Below are 15926 nucleotides of genomic sequence, written 5' to 3'. Positions count from 1 at the left end.
GGCCCTACTGAAGACTTTATACATATAGCGCGTAAACCCATTTCCGCTCACCCGCCCACTATTCACCGGAGGTGCATAAACCACAAATTCGTGGCCGCCTCTCGCCATTGATCATCAACGGCGAGAACGGATGGCCATGCTTCTTTTCATGCCTGCCACCCCTTCGACATTGTCGACAAACCCTATATCCCTCTACTGTCCGATATGTATTAGCCTCATCATACGGGTGACCAGCCGGACACAATTCCACCATTTCTCCCGCCCTTCGCAGATTTTCAGCAGAAGTCACGGCTTCAAGATGATTTGGGTTGCAACAAAGCTTAACCGCACAAAGATGATCGATCACCTTTCCCTCCAAGGAATCCCTTCCGTGGACAATCTCATAGGCAAGTCGATGAGTTAGTACGATACTTCCCTTCCGCTTTTCATTCGGACTCGCAATGTACACCCTTCCATATCCTGTACTATGTCTCGAACCGGTCCAAATATGACACTCGTCCGTAAGGCCGTTCTTCTCTCGTCCAAATTTTGAAGCGCGCTGATATACTACGTTTTCAGCCAACCTATCTTTAGGATCTTGCACATTCGACTGAACTCCGTGGCCCGATATGTAGATGATCCCGGAGTGGGTCACTGGAACGCTGACTTTTGCCCCACATCCACAGCCACATGCTTGCAATAATGCATCACCGTAGTTTTTAGTTCGAAAATTATGCTGTTGACACAACCTATTCGTCTTTGCCATACGTGGACAACCCTCAACTTTACAAACTCCCGTGTTCACCTTTGGGCGCCCTGTCAATCGCTCCGGACCGGCCACCACGGCGCCATGCCCCTCGACGTAATAGAGTCCGGCAAACTCCGGATCCACCGTAACTCGAGTCCCGCATCCACAACCGCATGACTGGGTCAATGGATCCCCATACACTCGATTTCGATAGTAATGCGTGGGACAGAGTCGGATAGCTCTAACCGGTCGGCCACATCTTTCCACGCGGCACAGCTTCGCAGCGGAAGATTGATTATTCGAATCCGCTACGAGATCCTCGACAAAGTCTAGAACTTGCTCATTACACAAACTTGACGCTTGATACTCAATGGTTCGATACTTCTTTGCATTACATGTCCAATGGGCTGTTCGACAGTTCTCAAGGGTATGGTCACCTCCCTCGGAAAGTGGAATTACATGGTCGACGACGGGTGACATAGGGTCGTGTTCCTCCCCAATTACACGCACCTTCCTTTGGGCAATCGGCACTTCTTGTCCACAAATATGACAAATCCACTTATCGCGTTCGAAAATATCCGACGAGAAGATGCGTTCCACTTCCACGCCCCATTTCTTGGCCCGCACCATAGGTCCCCTCGACCGCTGCAACTTCTTCCTCCGAGAGGTCTGACACTCTGAACAACGCCGCCTTCGAGGCCCGCGCCCGGTAGGGCTAGGGTTGAAGAGAATGCCACAATCCGGACAAAAGTCAGACATATCACTTCCAGTGCATCCGTAAAGAACCAATAGTCTCAAGGATCATTGCAGGAGGCACCGACACGAATCATGTACGGCGAACCAAATCTGACACCTCTGCGATGTCGGCTTTACAGCTGTCATCTGTCCGGAATGCGACAGTGCAGACACCGCAGATGATTGGCCCAGCGTTGAAAGCCTTGTAGGAGACCCGGATCTTCCGGCCACAGTCGCATTCGGCGGTCAGCCCGTTGTTGGACTTACGCCCGCCGTGCCGACCCGGCTCGCGCCGGCGGTAGGCCACCAGCGCAAGGGCCAGCCCTTCCAGCTCGTCTCGGTAGCGCCTACAGGTGTCATCCGGAACGGTCGTGATCGACCACCCGATTTGGTTGTGATGTTCCAGAGTGAGACCGAGCTCCGTTCCGAGTGCACGAAATCGTTCGTTGTGCCAACGGCCTTGGCGGCTGGTGTCCTGGATCCCGCGCATCATGGCGGCCCAACACCGTATTTAGACAAAGCACAACGCTCCCAATCCCGAATATCCTCTTTCGCAGGGTCGAAAGTCGATCACTGTCGCTGAACCTTGGTGGCAACTGATCTCGAACACTCCGCAGAGCAGTCGGTCTTGGAGGGAGCACCTTCCACACGCATCCCGTGATGGGATGAACCCGAACTTAGATAATGCAGTGCGGCAACCACCGCGGTATGTCGGTGGCTTATAGTACGTTGCGGCACAGCAAATACCGACAATGATGTCAGTGTCGAGCCACAACAAGGTCACCTGAATGTCCATCAGAGGAAGACCACGTCATGGCCTCTACACACTACGAGATCGTTGATCACTGGAGCATGGTCGAGGACGAAAGCGGACTAGCGATCGATTGGGCTGAGGCACACGAACGCTGTTGGCGCTGCGGGTACAAGGCGAAGCTGGAACGATGTCACATCGTCCCTGACGCGCTCGGCGGTGCCGCTACTCCGGACAACCTTGTTCTTCTCTGCAGCCGATGCCACCGTGAGGCGCCGAATCACGAGAACCCGATCTATATGTGGAGATGGCTCAGAATACCTCAGTAACCCTCTATGACACTTATTGGACGATCCGCGGTTTAGAAGAGTTCCAAGCCATGTTCGGCCGCCAGCCGTTGGATTGGGCGAGCAGCATAATCGGCACGGATTCAGAACTGGCACAAGAGTTCACGCTTGAGATGCAGAACGAGCTCGGCAGAGTAGTGAGACATTTTGGAGAAGGTCGATTGAATCCTTCTACGATTGCCTGCATCCTGGCTGAGATCGAGAAGACCCTGGCTTCTCGGCATGGAGTGACGCTCGAGGAATCACCAGTGACCCGTCGGGGTCCCGGGACAAGGAATATATAGACCTCGAACCAGCACACCGTCCGACCAGTTCTAGTGCGTGGTTGCCTGGATCTGCTCGCCCCGAGAGGGTCGGTGGCAGCAGAAGTTGTGATTATGAGCGGTTACCGTCCAGGGTGGTCGTAGGCCGCGTCGATTCCGCGGGTGGCGATCTCGATGGTTGCGTCGAGTCCGATCTCGTAGAGAATCAGGGCGATTACGATTGCCCAGACGAAGTTTCGGGCGCGCGTTACCGCGCGGCTTCCCAGGTAGACGCAGGTCAGGCCGGCGAATAGCCATGAGATCCACAGACATGCTTGTGCCGGTATCGATTTCGAAGCGCCCGAGGTGATCCGATGCCAGTCGCCGCCGCCGAAGATGAAGTTCGAGTAGTTGCTCATCACGATCAGGGATACGAGCGTGGTGAACAGCGTGACCAGTAGGCCGACCACCGTTGCGCTGATTGCGAAGGTGTTGGCCCGGGAGCGACGTCGGGCGATCCGCTCGTGTTCGACGGTCACACCCCACAACCTCTCACGCGTACCAGGATGAGGAACTTTCCGTCACCGAGTGCAGCGGACAATGCCGCGCGTGCTTCCGGCTGCCGCGAGGTGTACGACCAAGGGCTCGGGTTGAAGTACACCGCAGCGCCGCAGTGATCGGGGCGTGTGCCGTTCGCAGTCTGAATATCCTGGACCATGCCGGGCTGAATGTGATCCACCGATCGGAGCGGGATCGAAGGAACCGACACACCGGCGACGGGATCCGGATATGGCTGTGGCTCAGCGAAATACGCCAATCCCTCGGGTAGGTCGTCGCCCGGCGCCCAGGTGACGACGGCGACCCGCTCGAACCCGGCGACGGTCACCGCATCGGCGATTCGCACCGACTCGACCGGGCGCTCCTGCCATTGGTGGAACCGGTGTATTCCGAACCAGGGCAGTCCCACCAGCGCCGCTATCGCAATCACAACCCGGCCGTGACGCACCGTTCGGCTGCGATCCCACCGGAAACCCGTATCCGTCATCGATCCCTTTCCCGATCGCCGACAGTACATCGGCCCGCAAACCTGATTCGACCTGCGCTCGAGCCGGATTGTTGATTTGATTGGCAGCCAGCGTTATTGGTTCATGGGGAGGCGCGGGATGCGGGCAGTCGCGCGGGGTGTGGTCATGTTGTTGCTGGCGGGGGCGGTGGTGGCGTTTATCGGTGCGGGGATATCGGTGTTGATCGGGGTCGGGAAGGTGTTGCAGGACCCGGATGCGGAGCCGACCTGTGACAAAAAGACGATGCGGCCGGGGACCGAGTGCGTTCATTACAAGGCGAACAGTATGACGGAGGTCGGCAGTACCAGTTATGCGGAGGCGCTCGAGGAGCAGCGGGGCGTGCGGCGGGAAGGGGTGGAGTATTTGGAGATCGGGGGCGCCTTGGCCGGTGGGAGCGTGGTGGTGTTCGTGGGTAGCGTGTTCGTGCTGGGGGCGTTGGACGAGGAGTCCGCCGGGGCGCGAGGGTTGCGGCGGGGGCGGCGGGCGTGGTCGGACGCGAACGGGTCGACGCGTTCTGCCGCAATGACATTCGAGGGTCGACGTGGGATTTCTCAGGAGCCGGAGGGTGGCGGGTCCTTCGTGGATATCGGCCGGACGTACGAGGCGCGGGGGGAGCTTTTCGCTGCGGAGGAGTGTTATCGGCGGGGTGCGGTGCAGGGGGATACGGCTGCGATGGATCGGCTGGCGCGGCTGCTGCATGATCGAGTGGCGGGGCAGGGGGCGTTGGTGCGGTGGCGGAATCGGGGGCGTAATCGGGTGCTGTTGGCCGAGGCGGAGATGTGGTTGCGGGAGGCGGCGGGGCGGGGAATGCGCAGGCTATGGCGGGGCTGGGGGCGTTGCTCGAGGAGCGGGGGGAAGGGGTGGAGGCGGAGCGGTGGTATCGGCTGGCGATCAATGGCGGTGATGACAGTGCCATGAACAATCTTGGGCTGTTGTTGTTTCGGCGTGGGGATCATGCCGGGGCCAGGCAGTGGTGGAATCGGGCGGCGGCGGGAAGTGTTGCGGCGCTGCGGAATTTGAAGGCGCTGCCGCCGGGGACTCCCCTGCCCGCGCGGGCCGGGCCGGTCGTCGGGCCGCCTCGGCCCGGGGCGATGCCGTCGGGTACCTATGCGAACCTGCTCAGGTTGGTGATGAACGATCGCGCCACTGCCGATCGGCTGATCGAGTACGAGAGACAGCTGACGCCGCAGGCCGGTCGGCCGGAGTTGATTCACCGAGCTATCGATCGACTACGGCACGACCGGAACCGGTAGCACCCTAGCGGTCGACTCGTGCGAGAGTCCGTGAGGGAGACTGGATTTCGCGGCCCGCGTGTTTGACGAACGCGTCGATCAAGCTCATCGATTCGTCGCCGCAGGCGTTCTTGGCTTGCGAGTCGCCGGCGCGGTGGATGGCGTGGGTGGTCTCCATGATCTTCTCGCCCAGCTCCTGGAGCCGGACGTCATTGGTCAGCAGGCGGACGCGGAGGAGAGCGCTGCGGGCTTCGGTGCGCTTCGCGTAGGACTCGACCCGGGTCGCCACTTCGGCGTCGGGGTTGCCGTCCTGCATGCGGTGCCAGCGGTCGATCTCGGTGCGGCGGTATTCGACGGCCGCGTCGGCGAACGCGTTGTAGGCGTTCAAGCGGTCCTGGCGTAACCGCTCGGCTACGGCGTGGTCCGCGGCCCGATCCGCGGAGCTGCGTTGAAACAAGTAGGTGACTCCGGTGCCCAGTAACGTTCCGGCGATCGCGATCAATGCGGAAACATATGCGCTCACGAGGTACCACTGTATGGAAGAGTTTGCGGCACAGTCCATCTGAAGAACCGGGCTGCTCATGGGCGTCTCGGGAGCGGGGAAAGGAGTTGCATTCTTCCGGCGTGATCGTCGAGGCTGTCGGGGTCGGGGTCGGGGTGGTATCGGGGAGGGGAATCATGGGTGATGCGGACGAGTCGGCATGGAAGGTGGCGAGTTCCGTTTGGGCTCGGCCGGTACTGCTGAATACGATGTCGACGGCGACTTTCATCGCGCTGGCGCTCGCGCAGTATCGGTGGTGGCACGATCACGGGCGGCCGTTCTCCTGGGTGTTGCTGCTGGCCACGCCAGCGCTGGCGTTTCTGCCGTCGGGGCTCATCGTGAAATCGTTCCGCAAACGGTGGACCGCGGAATGGGCTGCGGCGAACGGGTTCCGGTATCGCCGGGTGAGCGACTGGCCGGTGCCCTCGTGGGATTTCCCGCCGTTCAATATCGGGCGTGCCCGGCGCTTCCGGGTGCGGGATTGCATGGAAGGCAGAGCCGGCGGATATCCGGCGAGCTTCTTCCATTTGACCTGGTTGCACAACAACCGGATCAATGTCAGTACGCACTATCGGAACGTCTTCGCCATCACACTGCCCGCGGCGCTACCCCGATTGACGATGGGGATCACCCTCGACAGCACCACCGGTGATCGCGTGGAATTCGAATCGGCGGACTTCAACGATCGCTTCTCGGTGTATTGCTCGAAACCGGCTTTCGCACACGCGGTACTGACGCCGCGCACGATCGACCAGCTCGTGAACCTCACCAAGTCGCACGGCAATGCGGTGATGCTGACCAAGTTCGAGATCGTCGGGAACCTGCTGGTCGGGATCACGACGCTGGGGAATCGCCCGCACGAGATCGGCGGAGTTTTCGATGCGATGCGGATGATCGCGGACGGCATCCCGCGATTCGTCTGGACCGACTACGGAACCCTCACGCCGGACAGCACTCTCGCCTTCCACCCGGAAAGGAATATCGCATGAGCACCACCGTCCTCGGCATAGCGATCGTCGTCATCGCCCTGATCGCGGTGCTGTGGTACTTCGCCGCGTACAACGATTTCGTGCGGCTGCGGAACCTGATCACCGAATCCTGGAACCAGGTCGATGTCGAATTGCAGCGCCGCCACGAACTCGTGCCGAACCTGGTGGCTACCGTCGAGCGAGCCGCCGCATTCGAACGCGGAACTCTGGAAGCCGTGACGAATGCGCGCAATCACGCCCGTTCTCTCGCGACCATCCCGCACCGGGCCGGCACCGAAATCACCGGCGTAGCAACGGCGGAGAACGCACTGACCGCAGCCCTGTCCCAATTGTCAGCTCTCGCGGAGCAATACCCGGCACTGCGCACGGTGCAGAACTATGCCGCATTGCAGCAGGAACTGAGCGACATCGAGGATCGGATCGCCGCTTCCAGGCGGCTCTACAATGCGAACGTCCGAGCGTTGAACACGAAGATCCAGTCGATCCCCGCCGCCATTGTGGCTACGCTGCACCATGTCTCGCCCGAACAGTATTTCGAGATCAGCAGCCCCGAGGCTCGATCGGCGGTATCGGTGGATCAGCTGTTCAGAGCACATCCGGATCGGTAGGACCAATACACCTGCCGCCCTGCGGATTTCGGATTCGGCTCGCCCGTAGCGAGCCGAATCCGCAGGCTTCACCAGCCCGAACCGGACCCGCCCGATCCGGTGTTGGCCAGGATGGTGCCGATGATCATCTGCGCGATACCGGCGACAGAGCCTACATATTCCACGGTGTTCCTCCGACATTCTCATCGCCGGTTGTCCGGCGTAGCGGGAATCTAACCCGGCAAACATCTGGAATGTGCACATTTCAGCGAAGACGCTGGTCATCAGCTATCAGCCAGTCACCCATCTCGGTTGCCGGAACCGACCCGGGCAGCCGCACCGCCTGACTACCATCAAGGTCGATTTCGCTCGCGGTGTCGGATGACCCAGGAGGTCAGGCAATGTTCGGTACGAGATATGCGCTGGTCACGGTCGCGGCAGCCGCGATCGCGACGCTGTGTTCGAGCCCGGCGAGCGCCGCCCCCGAGGACGAGTTCATCACCCTCAACTCCGCGGTCACCTCGACGTCGGAGGGATTGCAGGCCACCGGCACCTACCGCTGCGAGGCCGGCATCGGCTACCTCGACGTCTCCGCCCAGATGGAAACCAGCGGCAGCGGCACCATCTCACTCACCAGCTACCCGCCCGGCGCCACCCTGCAATGCTCGGGCCGCATCGAAACCTGGACCGCCACACTCAAACCCAGCACCACCTACCCGATCCTCGTGCCCTACACCACCGGCACCGGCAAGGCCCAACTGAACCGCAAGTACTGGAAAACCGACTCCGGCGAGATAGCCCTCCACCTCGCCTGACCCGAAATCCCTGATCGGGGCGGCGAGGTCAGATGCCCGGCTGGGGTTGGTCGAGTTCCTTGGCGCGCCGCCTGGCGCGGAGCCAGCGGGCGGCGCGGAATCCCAGCCAGGCCAGCACGATCAGCAGGATCAGTACGGCGATGAAGGCCACGACGGGTACCGCTAGCGCCAGGATGGTGAGGGCCAGGGAGGTGCCGTCTTCGGCGGTGGAGACGACGGGATTGCCTACGCCGGCGGTGGTTCCGGTGACGAAGGGGCGGGCTACCGTGCGGCCGGCGTGGACGCTGCCGGCGGTGACGGCGCCGAGGATGGCGGCCACGGCGGGTGGGAGGTGCGAGGAGATGCTGGTTTCGGCGGTGAAGAGGATGGCGCCGGACACCGGGGCGATGACGGTGCCGATGCTGTGCAGCACCGAATCCAGGGCGGGGATCTTGTCGCCGATCAGGTCGAGGACGAACAGGACCGCGATGCCGATCAGCGCCGGGGTCGAGGACAGCCAGCCGTAGGAGCTGCCCAGATCGATCCAGCCGAGGCGGTCGGCGAAGCCCACCACCAGCAGGGGTAGCCAGGCGTTGAGGCCGGCGGCGCCCGAGAGTCCGAAGGCGCCGAGGATCGCGCCGACGGCCGATGTGATCTCCATAGGAACCAGTGTGAGGGCAGGAGCCGGTGGCGTGCGTAGCCGAAGCCGGTGGAGATTCCGTGGCGAGCTCCGTGGTCGGCACGGATGTCGCTGGACCAGGGCGAATCTAGGGTTTTACCTATGACGAACTCCACCGCTCCCGCCCTCACCGTCAGCCTCGACGCCGCCGATCCGGCGACCGTCACCGCCGCCTACGAAGCCGCTTTCGGGCTCGGCGACACGCTGCGCTTCCGTCCCGCGCAGGCCCCGTCGGACGGGTTCCGCGGCTTCATGATGTCGCTGGTCGTCGATCAGCCGGGCACCGTCGAGAACCTCGTCGGCTCCGCCCTCCAGAACGGGTTCAGCGTGCTGAAGCCGGGCAAGAAGAACTTCTGGGGCTACGGCGCCGTCATTCAGGGCCCGGACGGCACCATCTGGAAGGTCACCACGTCGCAGAAGAAGGACAGCGGGCCGTCTTCCCGGAACGTCGACAGTGTCGTGCTGCTGCTCGGCGTCGACGATGTGAAGGCCAGCAAGCAGTTCTACGTCGACCAGGGCCTGACCGTGTCGAAGAGCTTCGGCGGCAAGTACGCCGAGTTCGAGCTGCCGGATTCGCCGATCAAGCTGGCCATGTATCCCCGCAAGGCCGCGGCCAAGGATGCCGGTGTGTCCCCGGAGGGCTCCGGCTCGCACGGCATCGTGGTCAACGGCACTACGGGATCGTTCGTGGATCCGGACGGGTACGTGTGGGAAGCGGATGCCTGAAACATCAAGCGCCGGGGCCGGATCGGCCCCGGCATATCCCACGCTGGAAACCGGCCCGGGTCAGCCCGGCCACTGGTGTGAACGCGTCTGCGGAACCACCGGGGCCTCGGCGACCTGGGTCGGCTGCCTTTGCACGGTGATCTGCGGGGCCTGCTCCGCCGGCGGGGCCGCCGTGATCGCGGATTCCGTCTCGGCAGGCGGGGTGTCGGCGGGCGGGGGCGGGGGCGCCGGTTCGCTGGTGCGCGGAACCGAAGTCACGGTCGTAAGTTGTTGCGACACAGTCACACTGACGGACGGCGGATTCGGCGTCGAGGCCGGCGATCCGGAATCGTCACGCAACGCGAAGGCCGCGGCGACCACCACACTCACCCCCGCCAGCACCAGCCCCGATACCGTCGCCAGACGCCGGCGGCGCACCGGCGGAGCGCCTTCGGACACAGCGATGATCTCGGCTGGCGCCTGACCCAGATCGACCCGCGAACCCACCGGCACAACCGATTCCACGTGACGCACCTCGGTCGTCGGCTCCGGTCTCACTCCGCCCGGACCCACGAACTGCTGTCCGGGAGCCCGGGAGTCGCCCGGTGAAACTGCCACCGGCAGCTCCGGTTTCGCCCCACCGGTGCGCGAAACCGCTTCCGGCAGTTCCTGCCCCGCCTCAGCACCAGGCGAATCCATTACCGGCCGTTTCAGTTCCGCCCCAGCGCTGCGCGAATCCACCACCGGCCGTTCCAGTTCCGCCCCAGCGCTGCGCGAATCCATCACCGGCCGGTCTGGCGCAGGCCGCACGGCCCGCGCAATCACCACGGTCCGTTCGGGACCTGTCGGCCCGGGAGCGACGACCGGCGGCAGCGCGGCGGCGGCAGCGGCGGCCAGGGCAGTGCACGTCGGGTAGCGATCGGCCGGCGACTTCGCCAGCGCGGTCGCGATCACGTCATCCAGGGCCGCGGGCAATTCCGGCCGCACCGTCCGGGGCGCGGGCGGCGGCGCGGTCAGATGCGCCCCGATCACCGCCGCCTGATCCTTGCGCGGAAACGGCGGCTGTCCGGTCAGCAGCTGAAACAGCGTGCAGCCCAGCGAATAGATGTCCGCCCGATGGTCGGCGGGCGTATCGCTGAACCGTTCCGGCGCCGCGTACGCGAACGTCGCGGCGATCCCCGACAGCGTCACCGTATCGTCGAGCGTGCGCGCGATCCCGAAATCGGTGAGCACCGCCCGCTCCCCCTCGCGGTGATCGTTGTCGATGAGCAGGTTCGCCGGTTTCACATCCCGGTGCAGCACCCCCTGCGCGTGCGCGTAGTCGAGCGCATGCGCCGCATCGGCCACCAATCGCACCGCCCGCGCCGGCTCCAGCCCCTGCTCGTGCTCGCGCAGCAGCGCCGCGGCATCACCCCCGTCGATGTACCGCATCGCCAGCCACAGCGCGGCGTCGTCGACCGCGCTGCGGTCGTACACCGGAACGATATTGGGATGATCGAGCCCTGCGGCGAGGGTCGCCTCCCGGTCGAACGCGGTGCGGATCTTGGTGTCGGTGACGAAGGTATCGCCGAGCACCTTCAGCGCCACCCGCCGCCGCAAGCGCGGATGCGCGGCCAGATACACCGTCCCCATCCCGCCCGCACCGAGCAGTCGCTCGATGGAGAATCCGGCGAACACCGTCCCCGGCTGCAATCCCACGATCGTCCTCCCCGGGCCGCGCATCCCGAATCGTGCGGCCGCCCTGGGGAAATGTAGCGCAGCGGACCGTCAGGAGGGCGGGGTCAGGGCGGTCTTGCGCGACCAGTTCTCGAAAGACTTGGTGGTGAAGAAGGTTACGGGCACCACCAGGTGCCGGTCGTCGGCGAGCCGCACCACCACGTAGGTGAGCGCGATCTCCTCGATCACCCCGCGCTGTTCGTCGATCACCACCGTGTCGCCGATCCGCACCACATCGCCGAACGCGATCTGAATCCCCGCGAACAGACTCCCCAGCGTCCCCTGCGCCGCGATCCCGGCCACCAGGGTGAGCAGCCCGGCCGACGCGGACAGCGTGGTGGCGATGGCCCGGGTAGCGGGGAACAGCAGCATGACCACGATCCCCGCGATCAGCCACACCACCGCGGTGGCGACGGTCCGGAACACGCTGAGCTGGGTGCGGATTCGCCGCAGCCGCTGCGGATCGCCGGTGCGGCGGGCCAGCCGCTCGCCGAGCGCCCGCATAGCCGCGCCGACGAGCACGGTGGCGAGCCAGCCGAAAGCGAGCACGCAGGCGACATCGAGCAGCGCCGCGACGAGCTGCCCGCCGGGTACCGCGTCGGCCCGCACGCTCACATATGCGCGAGCCAGCAGCAGAGCGATGATCGTCACGGCGGGCAACACACGGGCGAGCATCCACGGACCTCCGGCGTCGGTAGCTGATTCCCCATTGTCTGTACAAACCGTTCTGTTCTATTGATGCCGTGCCGAGCGCCCGCGCATATTCCGCATTAACCTGATGCGAAACCCCTTCGGAGACTTGATGACCGGGCGATCCTCAACTACTAGGACGTCCAACCAAACCAGCCGGAAGCAATTTACCGGAAATCTTCCCTTTCAATTTCCCATCCGGTCAACCTCCCGGTAGTGTGCGCTCGTCGCTTCCGCGTATTGCGTTTTGCGGCATGCGAATTGCGAAACCCCCGTTCTGGCAATGGAGTTCGAGTGCTGGAAATTCACCACTTCAGCTATGGCTGGGTCACGCCGGTCGTGGCCTACATCATGTCGGTGACCGGATCGTTGCTCGGTCTGCGTTGCACCGCACGCGCCCGCTCGGGGGACGGGCGCAAGGGCTGGCTCATCGCGGCGGCCGTCGCCATCGGCGGCACCGGCATCTGGGTCATGCATTTCATTGCCATGCTGGGCTTCTCGATCCACGGCGCGGCCATCCGCTACAACGTGCCGATCACCCTGCTCAGCGCGGCGATCGCGATGGTGGTGGTCTGGGTGGGCCTGTCCATCGTGACGCGCGGGCACTGGGGCGGCTGGTCGCTGCCGGTCGGCGGCACCATCACCGGGCTCGGCGTGGGCGCCATGCACTACTCGGGCATGTACGCCATGAAATCCGACGCCATGATCAGTTACGACTTCTGGCTGGTGACGCTGTCGATGGTGATCGCCGTGGTGGCCTCGACCGTGGCGCTGTGGTTCACCTTGCACATCAATGGGATATTCGCCACCATCGGCGCCGCATTGATCATGGGCGTGGCGGTGTGCGGCATGCATTACACCGGCATGGCCTCGATGAGCGCCCACCATTCCAGCCACAGCGGCACGGTGCCCGCCGGAGCCGGGGCGATGGAACTGCTGGCGCCGCTGATGATCTCGGTCAGCATGGTGACCATGGTGCTGCTCATTCACGTCGGCCTGACCGAGGTGGACGAGGCCAGCATGGTGGCCGAACCGGTCCGTCCCGAGCCCGCGCAGCGCGAGGCCTGGGCTTTCCAGCCGGATCAGGCTGCGGCCCAGCCGAATCGGATGGGACAGCCGGGCACGGTGGTGCCGGGCGGTTACGGCGGTCCGGCCCAGAACAACCTGGGAGCGGCTGAGAACCGGCCCGGGTACGGGCAGCCGCATCAGGGTTTCGCGGGACCGGAGGCGGGCCCGGGTTCCTACCGGTCAGCCGGTGATTTCCGCCCCAGCCGGTCCGACCGGTCGGCATCCTGAGAGATCCCGGGCACAGCTGAGAACCCGGTCGCGGTATTCGACTTTCCGGCATATCGGCAGTTAACTGGCTGCGTGCACCACCAGCTGGAGCTCATCTTCCTGGTCCTGTTCGCGACCATTCTGGCGCAGCCGCTCGGCAAGCGGCTGGGCCAGGCGCCCGCCGTGCTCATGACGGCGTTCGGCGTGGTGCTGGCGCTCATCCCCTCGGTGCCCGAGATCCACATCGATCCCGATCTGATCCTGCCGCTGGTTCTGCCGCCGCTGCTGTACGCGGCGGCGCGGCGCACCTCGTGGCGGCAGTTCGCGGAGAACTGGGGCGCCATCAGCCTGCGCGCGGTGGTGCTGGTGGTGGTCACCGCGGCGGCCGTGGCCTTGGCCTTCCACTGGTGGTATCCGGCGATTCCGATCGCGGCGGCCATCGCATTGGGCGCGCTGGTCGCCCCGCCCGACCCGGTGGCGGTATCGGCGCTGGCGGGCAAGCTCGGGCTGCCGCGCCGCCTGGTCGCGGTGCTCGAGGGCGAGGGCCTGTTCAACGACGTCACCGCCATCGTCATCTATTCGGCGGCGGTGCGGGCCGTGGTCACCGGGTCCTTCTCCAGCTGGGGCGCGCTGCGCGACTTCGCGATCTCGGCCGGGGTGGGCGCGGTGGTCGGGCTCGTACTCGGCTGGGCCGGAAGCAAACTCATGCGGCAGCTGAGCGAGGCGCCGTGGCAGGTCGCGCTCGGTCTGCTGCTGCCCTTCGCCGCCTACGGGATCTCGGAGGCGCGCGGCGGGTCGGCGGTGCTGGCGGTGCTGGTGTGCTCGCTGTATCTCACCGATGCCGCAACCGATTTCAGCGACAGCGACTACCGGCTGGTCGGTGATTCCTTCTGGGAGATCACCGAGATGCTGGTCACCGGTTTCGCGTTCGGGCTGATCGGCCTGGAGCTCAGCACCGTGCTACGCGAAGCCGGTCCGGACTGGCCGAAATTCCTCGGCGGGGCGGCCTTGGTGATCGGGGTCGTGGTGGGGCTGCGGCTGATCTGGCTGCTGTTCACCACCGCGCTGTTCCAGGGCTGGTGGCGGCATCGCGACGCGGACGAGCCGTATACCTGGCGGGAAACCATCGTCACCTGGTGGGCGGGGATGCGCGGGGTGGCGACCGTCGCACTGGCGCTGGCCATTCCGTTCACCACCGACGGCGGGGAGCCGTTCCCCGGGCGCGACGAGATCCTGTTCACCGCGTTCGCCGTCGTGCTGTTCACCCTGCTGTTGCAGGGGCCGACGCTGCCGCTGGTGGTGCGCGCCACCGGGGTGCACGCCGACACCGGTATGGAACGGGATATGGAACGCCGGCTCTGGAAGCGGGTGCTGGAAGCCGAACTGGCCCAGCTGAAGGAGATCGCGAAGACCGAGCAGTTGCCCGACGAGGTCTACGAACGCCTGCGCGACGGTTTCGAACGCCGCCTGGCGCAAGCGGATCCGGAGGCCGCCGAGAACAACGCGCGCCTGGCCACCGACCGCACGCTGGCGCTGACCAAGCATATGCGCGCCATTACCAACGAGGTCCTGGAAGCGGGCCGCACCGAAGCACTCGCCGCGCGCCGCGAGCCCGGCATCCCGCCGGACGTGGTGGATCGCGTGATGCGCCGCCTCGATCTGCGCCGCTGATCAGTTCCCCGGATCGCCGCCGATCGGCAGGTACGAGATGATCAGCAGCGCGCCGATGAGCGCGGTCAGCACGCCTCCGATGATCAGATTCACCTTGCGGTGGGTGACCAGCACCGCCACGAATTCGCGCAGGAAGGCCGCGGGCACGAAGTAGCGGGCCGTGCGCGCGCCGGTCACCTGCGCCCGCAGACCCTGGCGGCGGGTGAGCCCGGCGGTGCGCAGCACGTGAAAATCGCTGGTCACCACCGTCATTCGCGCCTCCGCCGGATCGATGCCGCGGGCGGTGAGCTCGCGTTCGGTGAAGCGCAGGTTCTCCTCGGTATTGCGGGACCGGTTCTCGCGCACGATGCGATCGGCCGGAATCCCCCTCGCCGCCAGGTAATCCGCCATCGCGTCGGCTTCGGCGACGGTCTCCCCCGGCCCTTTGCCGCCGGAGGCGACCAGCAGCGGAGCCCCGCCCTCGGCGCATTCCTCGCGATACACCTCGGCCGCCCGATCCAATCGCGAGGCCAGCAGCGGAGTCACCGCGTCCCCGCGCAGGCCGCAGCCGAGCACCACCACGACATCCGCGCCCGGCGGCTGCGGCAAACGGGCGTACAGCACCGCGTACGCCGTGAACGCGACCAGCTGCACCAGCACCAGCAGGCCGAGGAGCACCACCAGCAGGAGCAAGGCCGATGCCCAGGCGGAGTGCGCCGCGGCCGGGGAGAGCCACAGCACCGCGAGAAACGGCAGCGCGATCAGCCCGATCCCCGCCACCGGCGCGACCGCCGTGGCCACCCGCAAGCCCTCCTTGCGGGTCAGCACCACCCCATTGGCCAGCAACCCGATCCCCGCCGCCAGCAACGACAACGGCGGCAGCAACAAGAACAACACCACCCCGAGCGCGGCCGCCACCGACGGATCGACCGTATGCAGCGAGCTCACCACCCAGAGCGTCAAGAACACCGCGGCCGCCACCAGAATCAGCCCCGTCGATATCCGCCGCGGCTCCCGCACCACCCGAACCGAACCCCAGATGGCAAGCCCCGCCCCGATCGCGAACAGCACATGAATCGCACTCATCACCCCACCTACCCACCGTCGATCGAGCTGCGGCCGAACACTTTCCGGCCGCCACCCCATCCAGGCATCGCGGCATTCAGGTGCCGGCACGGAGCGAACATCAGGCGACCCACCAC

Annotated in this window: 16 protein-coding genes; 8 read left to right on the top strand and 8 right to left on the bottom strand. The window is 64.8% G+C overall.

Going from position 1 to position 15926, the window contains the following annotated elements; translation table 11 throughout:
* Positions 1 to 58: 58 nt before the first annotated feature.
* Complete coding sequence (locus tag LTV02_RS39565; RefSeq protein ID WP_408639330.1) at positions 59 to 1357, bottom strand: HNH endonuclease; 1299 nt, start codon at positions 1355 to 1357, stop codon at positions 59 to 61.
* A 918-nt stretch (positions 1358 to 2275) separates the two neighbouring features.
* Here LTV02_RS39565 and LTV02_RS39560 point away from each other — a divergent pair.
* On the top strand, positions 2276 to 2542 hold the full coding sequence (locus LTV02_RS39560) for an HNH endonuclease (protein WP_408639329.1): 267 nt from the start codon (positions 2276 to 2278) through the stop codon (positions 2540 to 2542).
* Between the two features lie 403 nt (positions 2543 to 2945).
* Here the strand turns inward: LTV02_RS39560 and LTV02_RS04465 are convergent, their stop codons facing one another.
* Both LTV02_RS04465 and LTV02_RS04460 read right to left on the bottom strand, forming a co-directional pair.
* Positions 2946 to 3341: a hypothetical protein gene (locus LTV02_RS04465; RefSeq protein ID WP_233038652.1), complete on the bottom strand. Its 396-nt coding sequence runs from the start codon at positions 3339 to 3341 to the stop codon at positions 2946 to 2948.
* Positions 3338 to 3706, bottom strand: a complete 369-nt coding sequence (locus LTV02_RS04460; RefSeq protein ID WP_233038651.1) for a hypothetical protein — start codon at positions 3704 to 3706, stop codon at positions 3338 to 3340. Before LTV02_RS04460 ends, LTV02_RS04465 begins: the two co-directional genes overlap by 4 nt.
* A 978-nt stretch (positions 3707 to 4684) precedes the next feature.
* On the opposite strand from LTV02_RS04460, the gene LTV02_RS04455 reads away from it, so the two are divergent.
* Positions 4685 to 5119 carry a tetratricopeptide repeat protein gene (locus LTV02_RS04455; protein WP_233038650.1) on the top strand — a complete coding sequence of 145 codons (435 nt, stop codon included), beginning with the start codon at positions 4685 to 4687 and terminating at the stop codon, positions 5117 to 5119.
* 4 nt (positions 5120 to 5123) lie between these two features.
* Here the strand turns inward: LTV02_RS04455 and LTV02_RS04450 are convergent, their stop codons facing one another.
* On the bottom strand, positions 5124 to 5621 hold the full coding sequence (locus tag LTV02_RS04450) for a hypothetical protein (protein WP_233038649.1): 498 nt from the start codon (positions 5619 to 5621) through the stop codon (positions 5124 to 5126).
* Between the two features lie 227 nt (positions 5622 to 5848).
* Here LTV02_RS04450 and LTV02_RS04445 point away from each other — a divergent pair, with 227 nt between their 5' ends.
* From LTV02_RS04445 to LTV02_RS04435, 3 genes are all read left to right on the top strand, one after another.
* Positions 5849 to 6628, top strand: coding sequence for a DUF3137 domain-containing protein (locus tag LTV02_RS04445; RefSeq protein ID WP_233038648.1), 780 nt, complete (start codon positions 5849 to 5851; stop codon positions 6626 to 6628).
* Complete coding sequence (locus LTV02_RS04440; RefSeq protein WP_233038647.1) at positions 6625 to 7236, top strand: LemA family protein; 612 nt, start codon at positions 6625 to 6627, stop codon at positions 7234 to 7236. Before LTV02_RS04445 ends, LTV02_RS04440 begins: the two co-directional genes overlap by 4 nt.
* Positions 7237 to 7616: 380 nt before the next feature.
* Complete coding sequence (locus LTV02_RS04435) at positions 7617 to 8030, top strand: hypothetical protein (protein ID WP_233038646.1); 414 nt, start codon at positions 7617 to 7619, stop codon at positions 8028 to 8030.
* A gap of 28 nt (positions 8031 to 8058) precedes the next feature.
* Here the strand turns inward: LTV02_RS04435 and LTV02_RS04430 are convergent, their stop codons facing one another.
* On the bottom strand, positions 8059 to 8670 hold the full coding sequence (locus LTV02_RS04430) for a DUF4126 domain-containing protein (protein ID WP_233038645.1): 612 nt from the start codon (positions 8668 to 8670) through the stop codon (positions 8059 to 8061).
* Between the two features lie 120 nt (positions 8671 to 8790).
* Here LTV02_RS04430 and LTV02_RS04425 point away from each other — a divergent pair, with 120 nt between their 5' ends.
* Entirely contained in the window at positions 8791 to 9414 is a 624-nt protein-coding gene (locus tag LTV02_RS04425) for a VOC family protein (RefSeq protein WP_233038644.1), read from the top strand.
* A 60-nt stretch (positions 9415 to 9474) separates the two neighbouring features.
* On the opposite strand, the gene LTV02_RS04420 is transcribed toward LTV02_RS04425, so the two are convergent.
* Positions 9475 to 11091, bottom strand: a complete 1617-nt coding sequence (locus LTV02_RS04420; protein WP_233038643.1) for a serine/threonine-protein kinase — start codon at positions 11089 to 11091, stop codon at positions 9475 to 9477.
* A gap of 69 nt (positions 11092 to 11160) precedes the next feature.
* Complete coding sequence (locus LTV02_RS04415) at positions 11161 to 11784, bottom strand: mechanosensitive ion channel family protein (protein ID WP_233038642.1); 624 nt, start codon at positions 11782 to 11784, stop codon at positions 11161 to 11163.
* A gap of 309 nt (positions 11785 to 12093) precedes the next feature.
* On the opposite strand from LTV02_RS04415, the gene LTV02_RS04410 reads away from it, so the two are divergent.
* A complete protein-coding gene (locus LTV02_RS04410) occupies positions 12094 to 13095 on the top strand; it encodes an MHYT domain-containing protein (protein ID WP_332909558.1) in 1002 nt (333 codons plus the stop codon).
* Between the two features lie 72 nt (positions 13096 to 13167).
* The gene (locus LTV02_RS04405) at positions 13168 to 14745 is read left to right on the top strand and encodes a Na+/H+ antiporter (protein ID WP_233038641.1); all 1578 of its coding nucleotides are present in this window, start codon (positions 13168 to 13170) and stop codon (positions 14743 to 14745) included.
* Here the strand turns inward: LTV02_RS04405 and LTV02_RS04400 are convergent, their stop codons facing one another.
* Complete coding sequence (locus LTV02_RS04400) at positions 14746 to 15810, bottom strand: YdcF family protein (RefSeq protein WP_233038640.1); 1065 nt, start codon at positions 15808 to 15810, stop codon at positions 14746 to 14748.
* Between the last annotated feature and the right edge of the window lie 116 nt (positions 15811 to 15926).

It is taken from the genome of Nocardia yamanashiensis, from assembly GCF_021183565.1.
GTDB classification, from domain to species: domain Bacteria; phylum Actinomycetota; class Actinomycetes; order Mycobacteriales; family Mycobacteriaceae; genus Nocardia; species Nocardia yamanashiensis.
Note: the sequence above shows the minus strand (reverse complement) of the source record. Positions and strands in the feature narration are given on the sequence as shown.

What these genes read in the sequence shown, in the direction of transcription:
- LTV02_RS39560 (WP_408639329.1), top strand. Translation starts at nt 2,276, where the DNA reads ATGGCCTCTACACACTACGAGATCGTTGATCACTGGAGCATGGTCGAG.
- LTV02_RS39565 (WP_408639330.1), bottom strand. Translation starts at nt 1,357, where the DNA reads ATGGTGCGGGCCAAGAAATGGGGCGTGGAAGTGGAACGCATCTTCTCG.
- LTV02_RS04430 (WP_233038645.1), bottom strand. Translation starts at nt 8,670, where the DNA reads ATGGAGATCACATCGGCCGTCGGCGCGATCCTCGGCGCCTTCGGACTC.
- LTV02_RS04400 (WP_233038640.1), bottom strand. Translation starts at nt 15,810, where the DNA reads ATGAGTGCGATTCATGTGCTGTTCGCGATCGGGGCGGGGCTTGCCATC.
- LTV02_RS04435 (WP_233038646.1), top strand. Translation starts at nt 7,617, where the DNA reads ATGTTCGGTACGAGATATGCGCTGGTCACGGTCGCGGCAGCCGCGATC.
- LTV02_RS04445 (WP_233038648.1), top strand. Translation starts at nt 5,849, where the DNA reads ATGTCGACGGCGACTTTCATCGCGCTGGCGCTCGCGCAGTATCGGTGG.
- LTV02_RS04455 (WP_233038650.1), top strand. Translation starts at nt 4,685, where the DNA reads ATGGCGGGGCTGGGGGCGTTGCTCGAGGAGCGGGGGGAAGGGGTGGAG.
- LTV02_RS04425 (WP_233038644.1), top strand. Translation starts at nt 8,791, where the DNA reads ATGACGAACTCCACCGCTCCCGCCCTCACCGTCAGCCTCGACGCCGCC.
- LTV02_RS04440 (WP_233038647.1), top strand. Translation starts at nt 6,625, where the DNA reads ATGAGCACCACCGTCCTCGGCATAGCGATCGTCGTCATCGCCCTGATC.
- LTV02_RS04415 (WP_233038642.1), bottom strand. Translation starts at nt 11,784, where the DNA reads ATGCTCGCCCGTGTGTTGCCCGCCGTGACGATCATCGCTCTGCTGCTG.